We start from the raw sequence: 9,247 nt of genomic DNA on the forward strand, positions 1-9,247 counted from the left end.
GCCTATAAGTTGGAGGCTAGGATGCGCTCCAATTTATCCTTGTTGCCCCAAAAGGCCATTGGTTCGTAATCTGGGTATGGTAATACGCCAAATGCCAATTCAATATTCCAGTTATATTTTTTACACCAGTTTTCTACCAGTTTTCTAACTGAGATTGGTTTTCCTGAGCATAAATTTACTATTCCGAAATCTTTTTGCTTTAATGCTAGTTTGACGAGTAATTCTGCCACTTCTTCAACAGGAAGATAGTCTCGTAGTTGTTCTCCTTCGGACATGGGAAAAACTTTTTCGCCTTTTTCTACAGCTGCTTTTAATTTAGGCCAAAGAGAGTTTGGTGATTGACCTTCTCCATAAGTATAAAAAAGACGCACCCATGTTAAATTAAAATTAACATGCTTTTTCAGAAACTCTAGTTGCCTGCGGAGTGCATCTTTTGAAAAACCATAGGGGATACACGGTTGAGGTGGCATATTTTCGTTCAACTCCCCTGATTGCATACCGTACTCAAGACAAGTACCAGTTATTATAAGAGATTTGAGCCCTGATTCGACTAATGACCGGAGAAATATATAGTGAGCTGGTAATTCTTGTTCGAAGTGATGAAGCGAATGGTAATTGGGTAACCCACCCCAGGCCAGATGAATTACCGTGTCCGGGTTTCCTATCATGTTGAATGCCTCTTTAGGTGGATGGTAGACATCGAGGCAGATGGTAGGGATTTCCAAGGACTGGATGGCTGCTTGGTTTTTTCTTACCACAGCGATCGTGTCTACTTTCCTTGCCCAAAGCTCGCGCAGCACATATCGCCCCAAGAATCCACTTGCACCTGTCACAGCTATTTTCATCTGGTGGGTTTCTTTTCGAAATTGGTTTCTATGTTTGAATCAAAAGAGAGCATTGCAAAATTACTACTTGGACATTTGCACTCGATCTAGGCCCTCCACTTTTAAATGCGGAATGGCTGTTACGAACTTAGCGCCCCAATTTTGTGTGTAAGACAGCTGTTCCATGATTTCCCTTTTTAAATTCCAAGGTAGGATGAGAATGTAATCCGGTTTTTTCTCAATTATAGCATGCTCACCCACAATGGGTATGTGGCTACCCGGTAAATATTTGCCCTGCTTAGCAGGATTCCGGTCCGCGACGAAGGATAACAAATCCCGGCGTACGCCTGCATAGTTAAGAAGCGTATTACCCTTTGCAGCGGCTCCATATGCGGCTATCTTTTTATCTTGCCGTTTTGCGCTTATGAGAAATTCAAGCAAATCGTACTTTATTTTTTCTGTCTTCGGTTGAAAAGAAGCATAGAATTCATACTTTTCTATACCTGCAATCTTTTCTTTAATCAGTACTTCTTGAACTGCAGACGAAATATCTTTTTTAAACCCTTTGTCTTTGGAAACATATATCCTGAGGCTACCACCGTGTGTGGGTAGTTCTTCAACGTCGAATATGTAAAGGCCGTTTGCCTCAAAAATGCATTTTACTGCAGTTAGGGATAGATAAGAGAAGTGTTCATGATAAATAGTATCAAATTGCACTTCTTCCACCAAACGCAAGAGATGCGGAAATTCGAAAGTCGCCACCCCGTCTGGTTTTAGGACGTAGGTAAAGCCAGAGACGAAGTCATTTATGTTTGGTACATGGGCGAGCACGTTATTGGCAACTATTAAATCTGCTTTTATGCCCTCTGAACCCAATTTTTTGCCTACCTCTGTTCCAAAAAACTCCTCTATAATTTCAATTCCTTTTGCTCTAGCTGCCTCTGCTGTGCTGTGAGTGGGTTCTATTCCAAGACATGGAATATTTCTTTCCTTGACATATTGGAGAAGGTATCCATCATTGGCTGCTACTTCAATCACGAGGGACTGTTTTCCAAGACGGAATCGTTCAATGACTTTTTCAACATATAATCGCGCATGATAGAGCCAGGTGTCCGAATACGAACTAAAATAAGCATAGTTGGGTAAGAATAATTCATTTACTCCTACGAAGTCTTCGGTTTGGACGAGCCAACAGTTGGTACATACGAATACCCTTAAAGGGTACCATTTTTCAGGCCCATGGAGATCGTCATAGGTCAGGTATGAATTTGAAGGTGGGGCCGTTCCGAGATCAACGAAAAGGAAATCCAATTTTGAATTGCAGAAACGGCAATTCATAGGACGAGGCCTGTGAATGTTCGTTCTATTGTTGGTAGTGTTGCATCTCGTGAAGACAGCTCTGATATAGGAAGGGGCCATGTTATTCCTAGATTTGGATCACACGGTGAGATACCATCTTCGGCATCAGGTACATATGGGGCGTTATGAAAATAGATAAGCTCTACATCGTCAGTTAACGCCTGAAAACCATGAGCAAAACCTTCAGGGATAAGAATTGCTCTGTTATTTTCTTCAGAGAGTATCTCGGCATGCCACTTGAGAAAAGTAAGGGAGCTAGATCTAATGTCCAAAGCTACATCCCAAACTTTTCCTCGAAGGCATAGAATCATTTTCATTTCCGCATACGGTGGGTGTTGGAAATGTAATCCTCTTACAGTTCCTTTGCGACTCGTATATGTAAGATTGATTTGAAATATGGGTTTTCTCCATCCCGCGGTCGAAAGTTCTTCAGCACAAAAAAGGCGTGATAGGAACCCACGATTATCGCCAAGCTTTATCCGTTCGATCAATTTAAGCCCAGGTATTGGTAAATCAAATATCTTAAAACGGCTCAAAGGCTCTCCTCAAAGGCTTTTATGTCATCTAGACAAAGATTGAGAGCGTCGGCACCCTGCTGATGGGCCTTATACCAATACATGGTGCGTTCCACGGCTTCGGGTAGTCGCCAATGTGGTCTTAGTCCCAAAATATTTCTAGCTTTTGCCGTTTCTAATGCAAGCCACCCCGCCTCAGGAGGTGATTCATCGACATCCGTTCTGTATATTATCTCTCCTTCTTCATAAGCTAGTCGACAGAGTTCGACTATATCTCGCACCTTTATAGCCTCTTCGGTAGCCGGTCCGAAATTATAAGGACCTGAAAGCTCTGGACAATCCCATAGTTTTTGGGCAAGAACAATATAGCCTAATAAAGGTTCTAGAACGTGTTGCCACGGACGAATGGCTTCGGGATTTCTTACTAAGAGTGGTTGTCCGGCCTGCCATGCCTTGATGGCGTCAGGTATCAGTCTATCTTCTGCCCAATCTCCTCCACCGATTACATTTCCTGCCCGTGCGGTGGCTAAAGCGATACTACGGGAAGAAAAGTAAGAATTTTTGTAACTTTCAATGACAATTTCGCTTGCTGCCTTACTTGCACTGTAGGGGTCAAATCCTCCCAGGGGATCATTTTCCCTGTAAGGGTAGTACCACTCTTTGTTGCAATAAACTTTATCGGTGGTAACCATAACAACTACACGGATACTTTTTGTTCCTCTCAAGGCTTCCAATAAGTTTGCGCTACCCATTATATTTGTCTGAAAGGTACCTAGCGGATCTTTATAACTCGCCCTAACGAGTGCTTGAGCAGCGAGATGAAAAACTATTTCAGGCTCTATATTATGCACAAGTTCAATAAGTCCTCTCGTGTCGCGAATATCGCAAATGTTACTTTCTATTTTTTTTGACAGGTTTGCTTCTTCGAAAAGATTTGGCTTCGTAATCGGAGGCAGGGCAATACCTGAAACCATTGCTCCTAATTCGGTCAGCCATAAGGTTAACCATGAGCCCTTAAAACCCGTGTGGCCAGTGATTAAAACACGTTTTTTCCTCCAGAAATTTTTATCTATCATTACCATACCTTCCATGGGGCACGCCCTGTTTGCCAAAGTTCTTCAAGATGTATCTTGTCGCGCAATGTATCCATCGGTTGCCAGAAACCTCTGTGTTCATAGGCTACTAGCTCACCCCTTGAAGCCAGCGTTTGCAATGGACCTACCTCCCAGCTTGTATGGTCTCCGTCTATATAATCTATTACCTTAGGTGAAAGCACAAAAAAGCCACCATTGATCCATCCACCGTCTCCCCTAGGTTTTTCTTGAAAACCACGTACATAAACACCCTCTAGAATGAGGGCCCCATAGCGACCAGGGGGTTGTACAGCAGCTACCGTGGCAAGTTTCCCATGTGAGAAGTGGAATTTTATTTCGGAGCTAATATCGATATCCGCTAAACCGTCCCCGTAGGTAAAACAAAAAGCATCCTCGTACTTAACATAGTCAGCAACACGTTTAAGTCGACCACCTGTAAGGGTATTTTCTCCCGTATCGACCAATGTTACTTTCCAATGTTCCGCATGTTGTTCATGCACAATCATAGCGTTATTCCTTAAATCGAACGTAACATCGGACATGTGGAGAAAATAATTTGCGAAATATTCTTTGATAATGTATCCTTTATAACCACAACAGATGACAAACTCATTGACCCCATGTGAGGAATAAAGTTTCATTATATGCCAGAGGATTGGTTTCCCTCCAATCTCTATCATGGGTTTAGGTTTAATTTGTGTTTCTTCAGAAATACGTGTTCCATAGCCACCAGCGAGTATTACGGCTTTCATGTTAAGAGTTCTCCGAGATATATGATTTAGTTAATTTGTTGATTATATTTTATAAAAAATTTTTAATATTATACATAAAGCTCCGCTTTCTCGATTACGGTCGAGTTCTCCTATTGACCAAATGAGCCAAAATATTCATCACTTTTGTTTACTGCGGGACAATTTATAGACCCACTAATCATGCGCTGTCAATAAAAAATGGGAGCTGTCCCTATTTTTTTCTGCTCGGCGTCGGTGAGATAAGGGTGCATGGGAAGGCTGAAGATACGAGTGGCTACGTCTTCGGCTACGGGAAAATCACCCCTCTCGTAGCCCAGGTAGGAGAAGGCAGCTTGGAGGTGAAGGGGTAAAGGGTAATGGATGGCCGTCGGAATCCCCTGTGAGGCCAAATAGTCTTGGATTTCTCGCCGATGGGAGCTGTTTTCGGCCAACACGGAAAACTGTGCCCAGGCACTTTTGAAATGTGCGGGAATGTGGGGGAGCGTTAAACGTGAACCGGCCAGAGATGCTAAATATCGGGCCGCCACCATTTGTCTCATCTCTATCTCTTCCGGGAAAATTTCAAATTTGGCCAGGAGGATCGCCGCCTGCAGGGTATCCAGGCGCGCATTGATACCCAAGCGGATGTGTTCGTATCGGTCCGTCCCCTGACCATGTACTCTCAGGGACCTTAGAATATGTACCAGGTGGTCGTCATCGGTAAAACACATACCTCCATCTCCGTAACCGCCCAGAGGCTTGGCGGGGAAAAAAGAAGTGCAGGCGATGTGTCCGAAAGAGCAGGCCTTCCGACCGAAACATTCGGCCCCAAATGATTGAGCGGCATCTTCAATGAGGACAAGCCCTTCCTTTCTCGCCAGTGGTTCTATTTGATGGTAATAGGCAGGAAGACCGAACAGATCAACGACAACAACGGCTCGGGCCGAAAGTTGGGAGACATTGCAGTTGCGCGGCAGGGGATAAATTTTGCGATTTTTCTGGCTCACGGCTGCGATGGCCGCCTCAAGATGAACCGGGTCGATGTTGTACGTAACGGGGTCGATGTCCACGAAGATAGGTGTGGCCCCGAGCAGGGCGATTGCCTCTGCCGTGGCCACAAAGGTAAAAGGGGTAGTAAAAACTGCATCTCCCGGTCCTATTTGAAAAGCCATGAGAGATAGAAGCAGGGCATCCGTTCCCGAGGCACAGCCGATGGCGTGTTTTACCCCTACAAATTGTGCCAATTTATCTTCCAGCTCTTTTACCTCAGGGCCCATTATGTATTGTCCATGCGAGAGGACCGTCCTGATACGCTCGTCAATTTTTTCCCTGATTCTTTTCTGCTGGGTCTTAAGATCGATGAAATCCATTTGACTTAGACGGAGAACATCTCTGAGACGGCGAACTCCACGGTTGGTAAGCTTCGAGAAAAGGTAAAGTCTATGCCCAATTTATAGCAGATGGGCCTTACGATACTCGCCGTCAAAGGGTGATTGACCAGCATTCGGCTCGGCAGATAGGTGTTAGCAGATAAGAAGGCCAACATATGGTCCCTGAACTTCGTTGGCGTGCTGTCGTCACGCTCCATATGAAAGGTAAGTATAATTCCCGTCTCCGTTTCGCAAACTAGCATGAGACGAGGGAAAAAAGGTCTTTCTTCGGCCGTTTCCTGGATGGGCATGGGAGCGTAGAGGTAACCTATTTCCCACGTGCCGCTCATACGCTTTCCTTGCCTTTGGAGACGTGCGATGCTGACTTCGTCCATCGGCACCTCAACTGGTGGCCTCTCCAATCGGTAAGGAGGAGCGGGGAGGGTATCGTCTTCCCAAATTTCTTTCCCGTTTTTCATGCGGCAGATACGAACAAAGTGGCTTTTGGCATCTGCCTCACTCAGGAGGGATGGATTTTGCCGATAGCGGGGGAGCACTTCCGTGGCCTGCTTAAGACAGAGGGCAAGAAATCGCGCCTGTCGACCATCTATGAACCAGGGCAGAAATCCCGGCTTGTAGTGGCGAAACATGGGCCAGCATTTTTTTCCCCTGAATCTGAGGCCCAGTGTTCGGATGAGATGTAAATCTTTCTTGTCAAGATCCTCTCTATTTTCAAAAGATGCCATAAGAACGTGTTGCGTCTCAAATATTAACTCCGGTGGCACCCCTCCTTCCTCTTTGAGGAGGCGGATAATACCGGCCAGACCAGCTGCCCCTTCGTACACGACAAAGGCGAACACCTCCCCTAAACCTCCTAGAACACCGCAGTACCCTATTTCTCCCGTCTCCGGATGCTGTACCCCGAATACTACATCCTCACCCATGAAAGACCAGGGTGAGATTCTTCTTACCTCATCGGCCAGGAGATAGAGTTCCCTCCATTCATCCAGTGTCGGTGGTACTGTCTTTTCCATGTCCCTTTCTCCTTTGGGTTTACTTTTTAAGTCTTGAGGAGTTCCGGATTATCCTTCAGTTTTTGTTCCCAACTCCAAGCCGTCTCGATAATGAAAAACAGATTGTCATAGCGGGGAATCCATCCGGTAGTGGCCCGCAGTCGCGAACTATCGGCCACGAGAACGGGAGGGTCTCCACGTCTTCGCGCCGTTTCTTCCACGGGAAAATCTCTGCCGGTCACTTTTTTTACCGTACTTACCACTTCTTTCACGGAATATCCATGCCCATATCCACAGTTCATAACAATCGAATTTCCTTTCTCTCTCAAATAGTCGAGGGCGGCAACATGGGCGGAGGCAAGGTCTTCCACGTGGATGTAATCTCGAATGCAGGTTCCATCGGGAGTTGGATAATCGGTCCCGTAAATGTACAGTTTATCGTAAATTCCCAACGCGGTTTTCAAAGCGCGCGTAATTAGGTGAGTGGACGCAGCATAGGCTTGGCCTAGTCTCCCCTTGGTGTCAGCGCCGGCCACGTTGAAATAGCGGAGAGCCACATACCTAATATGACCCACACGTGAGAGGTCTCTAAGTACGGTTTCCACCATTGCCTTTGAGGATCCATACGGGTTAATGGGTGTCAGTTCTGCATCTTCTGTAATGGGAATTTGCTTGGGGATCCCGTACACGGCGGCAGTGGAAGAATAGATTAAATCCGTGATTCCACAGGTCTGCATGGCTTTGAGCAAGTTTAGTGTATTGGCCACATTGTTTCTATAATAGAGAAGAGGTTCTCGGACGGATTCTTCAACCTGGATAGAGGCGGCAAAGTGCATGACGGCATCGGGTCTAAAGATCTCGAATGTCCTCACCAGTAAGGCCATTTCTGAAAGATCCCCTTCAATGAGCGTTGTGCCTAAAGAGGCCCATCTATGTCCGGTTGAAAGGTTATCGAAGATAATTACCTCATAGCCGGCCTCCCTCAAGGCGACCGAAACGTGACTGCCTATATACCCCGCACCGCCAGTAACCAATATCTTCATGTCTTAAATTCTCATTGGGCTGTCCGAAAGTGCCGGCTTGCCTACCGGATAAACGTTGAAACCTATGGCCCTTAGCTTTGAGTGGTCGAGGAGGTTGCGGCCGTCGAAGATAAAGGCCGGTTTTCTCATGCTTTCATAAATCTTTTGGTAATCCAATTCGCCGTAGATAGGCCATTCCGTCATCACGGCAATGGCATCGCACCCCTTGGCCGCTTCGTAAGGATCGGAAACGAGAATGACTTCTCCCTGTAAAATCGCTTCTTTCAGTTCATCTTCTACGTTAACCAGCGCTTTCGGGTCGGTGATGACCACCTCGGCCTTTTCGGCCAGAAGCCCCCTGGCGATGGTGATGGCGGGGGACTCGCGGATGTCGCTTGTATGGGCTTTGAAAGCAAAACCAAAGAGGCAGATGCGTTTGCCCGCCAGGGTGTTGAACATAGCTTGAAGCATGCCCAGAAGGAAACGGCGTTTTTGATACTCGTTTATCTTGACCACCCCTTCCCAGTAATCGGCGCATTCGTTGAGGCCATATAAACGGTAAATGTAAACGAGGTTTAAAATGTCCTTTTTGAAACAAGAGCCTCCGAATCCGACGGAGGCATTAAGAAATTTTGAACCGATGCGGCTATCAAGACCAATGGCTTTTGCAACCTCCGTTACATCGGCTTCCGTTTTCTCGCACAGGGCGGAGATGGCGTTAATAGAAGATATGCGTTGTGCGAGAAAGGCGTTCGACGCCAGTTTCGAGAGTTCACTGCTCCATATACCTAACGTAATGATCTTTTCTCTCGGGACCCAGTGGGCATAAATATCAATCAGTACATCCCGGGCCTGTTTTGCCCGTTCGGTGTTTCTAGAGCCGATGAGGACGCGGTCAGGATTTTCTAAATCTTTAATCGCCGAGCCCTCGGAGAGGAATTCGGGGTTAGAGAGTACTTCAAAGGAGATGCCGTTTGAACCACTGTTGAGAATCCTCTCCATGGCTTGGGCCGTCCGGACGGGTAAGGTGCTCTTTTCTATGACTATTTTGTCCGACTCGGCGTAGGTTAAGATCTCTCGTGCCGTCTTTTCCCAGAATTGAAGATCCGCCGCCATACCCGCACCTTCGCCATAGGTCTTGGTCGGGGTATTTACACTGACGAAGATAATGTCGCAGGATTTGATGCCGCCAGGAATATCGGTAGAGAAAAACAGGTTTTTGCCCCTAGTTCTTTTTACTACTTCATGAAGCCCTGGTTCGTAGATGGGCAGTTCCTCGGAATTCCAAGCGGCGATCTTTTCAGCGTTGATATCCACGA

9 protein-coding genes are annotated in these 9,247 nt (G+C 46.2%); all 9 read right to left on the reverse strand.

Annotated features, from left to right (window positions below; translation table 11 throughout):
* Positions 1-2 precede the first annotated feature (2 nt).
* Entirely contained in the window at positions 3-845 is an 843-nt protein-coding gene (locus tag N2317_08360; GenBank protein ID MCX7817499.1) for an NAD(P)-dependent oxidoreductase, read from the reverse strand.
* Positions 846-908: 63 nt separating this feature from the next.
* A complete protein-coding gene (locus N2317_08365) occupies positions 909-2,162 on the reverse strand; it encodes a class I SAM-dependent methyltransferase (GenBank protein ID MCX7817500.1) in 1,254 nt (417 codons plus the stop codon).
* Entirely contained in the window at positions 2,159-2,719 is a 561-nt protein-coding gene (locus N2317_08370; GenBank protein ID MCX7817501.1) for a dTDP-4-dehydrorhamnose 3,5-epimerase family protein, read from the reverse strand. Before N2317_08370 ends, N2317_08365 begins: the two co-directional genes overlap by 4 nt.
* A complete protein-coding gene (rfbG, locus tag N2317_08375) occupies positions 2,716-3,774 on the reverse strand; it encodes a CDP-glucose 4,6-dehydratase (protein MCX7817502.1) in 1,059 nt (352 codons plus the stop codon). The genes N2317_08370 and rfbG overlap by 4 nt, the downstream gene beginning before the upstream one ends.
* Positions 3,774-4,544: a glucose-1-phosphate cytidylyltransferase gene (gene rfbF, locus N2317_08380; GenBank protein ID MCX7817503.1), complete on the reverse strand. Its 771-nt coding sequence runs from the start codon at positions 4,542-4,544 to the stop codon at positions 3,774-3,776. Before rfbF ends, rfbG begins: the two co-directional genes overlap by 1 nt.
* Before the next feature lie 188 nt (positions 4,545-4,732).
* Entirely contained in the window at positions 4,733-5,893 is a 1,161-nt protein-coding gene (locus N2317_08385) for a DegT/DnrJ/EryC1/StrS family aminotransferase (protein ID MCX7817504.1), read from the reverse strand.
* A 5-nt stretch (positions 5,894-5,898) separates the two neighbouring features.
* Positions 5,899-6,927: a hypothetical protein gene (locus tag N2317_08390; GenBank protein MCX7817505.1), complete on the reverse strand. Its 1,029-nt coding sequence runs from the start codon at positions 6,925-6,927 to the stop codon at positions 5,899-5,901.
* A 26-nt stretch (positions 6,928-6,953) separates the two neighbouring features.
* Positions 6,954-7,949: a UDP-glucose 4-epimerase GalE gene (galE, locus tag N2317_08395; protein MCX7817506.1), complete on the reverse strand. Its 996-nt coding sequence runs from the start codon at positions 7,947-7,949 to the stop codon at positions 6,954-6,956.
* A gap of 3 nt (positions 7,950-7,952) precedes the next feature.
* On the reverse strand, positions 7,953-9,247 hold a 1,295-nt coding region (locus tag N2317_08400), incomplete at its 5' end, for a nucleotide sugar dehydrogenase (protein ID MCX7817507.1).

The organism is Syntrophales bacterium (genome assembly GCA_026417625.1).
Lineage (GTDB): Bacteria > Desulfobacterota > Syntrophia > Syntrophales > UBA8958 > JAOACW01.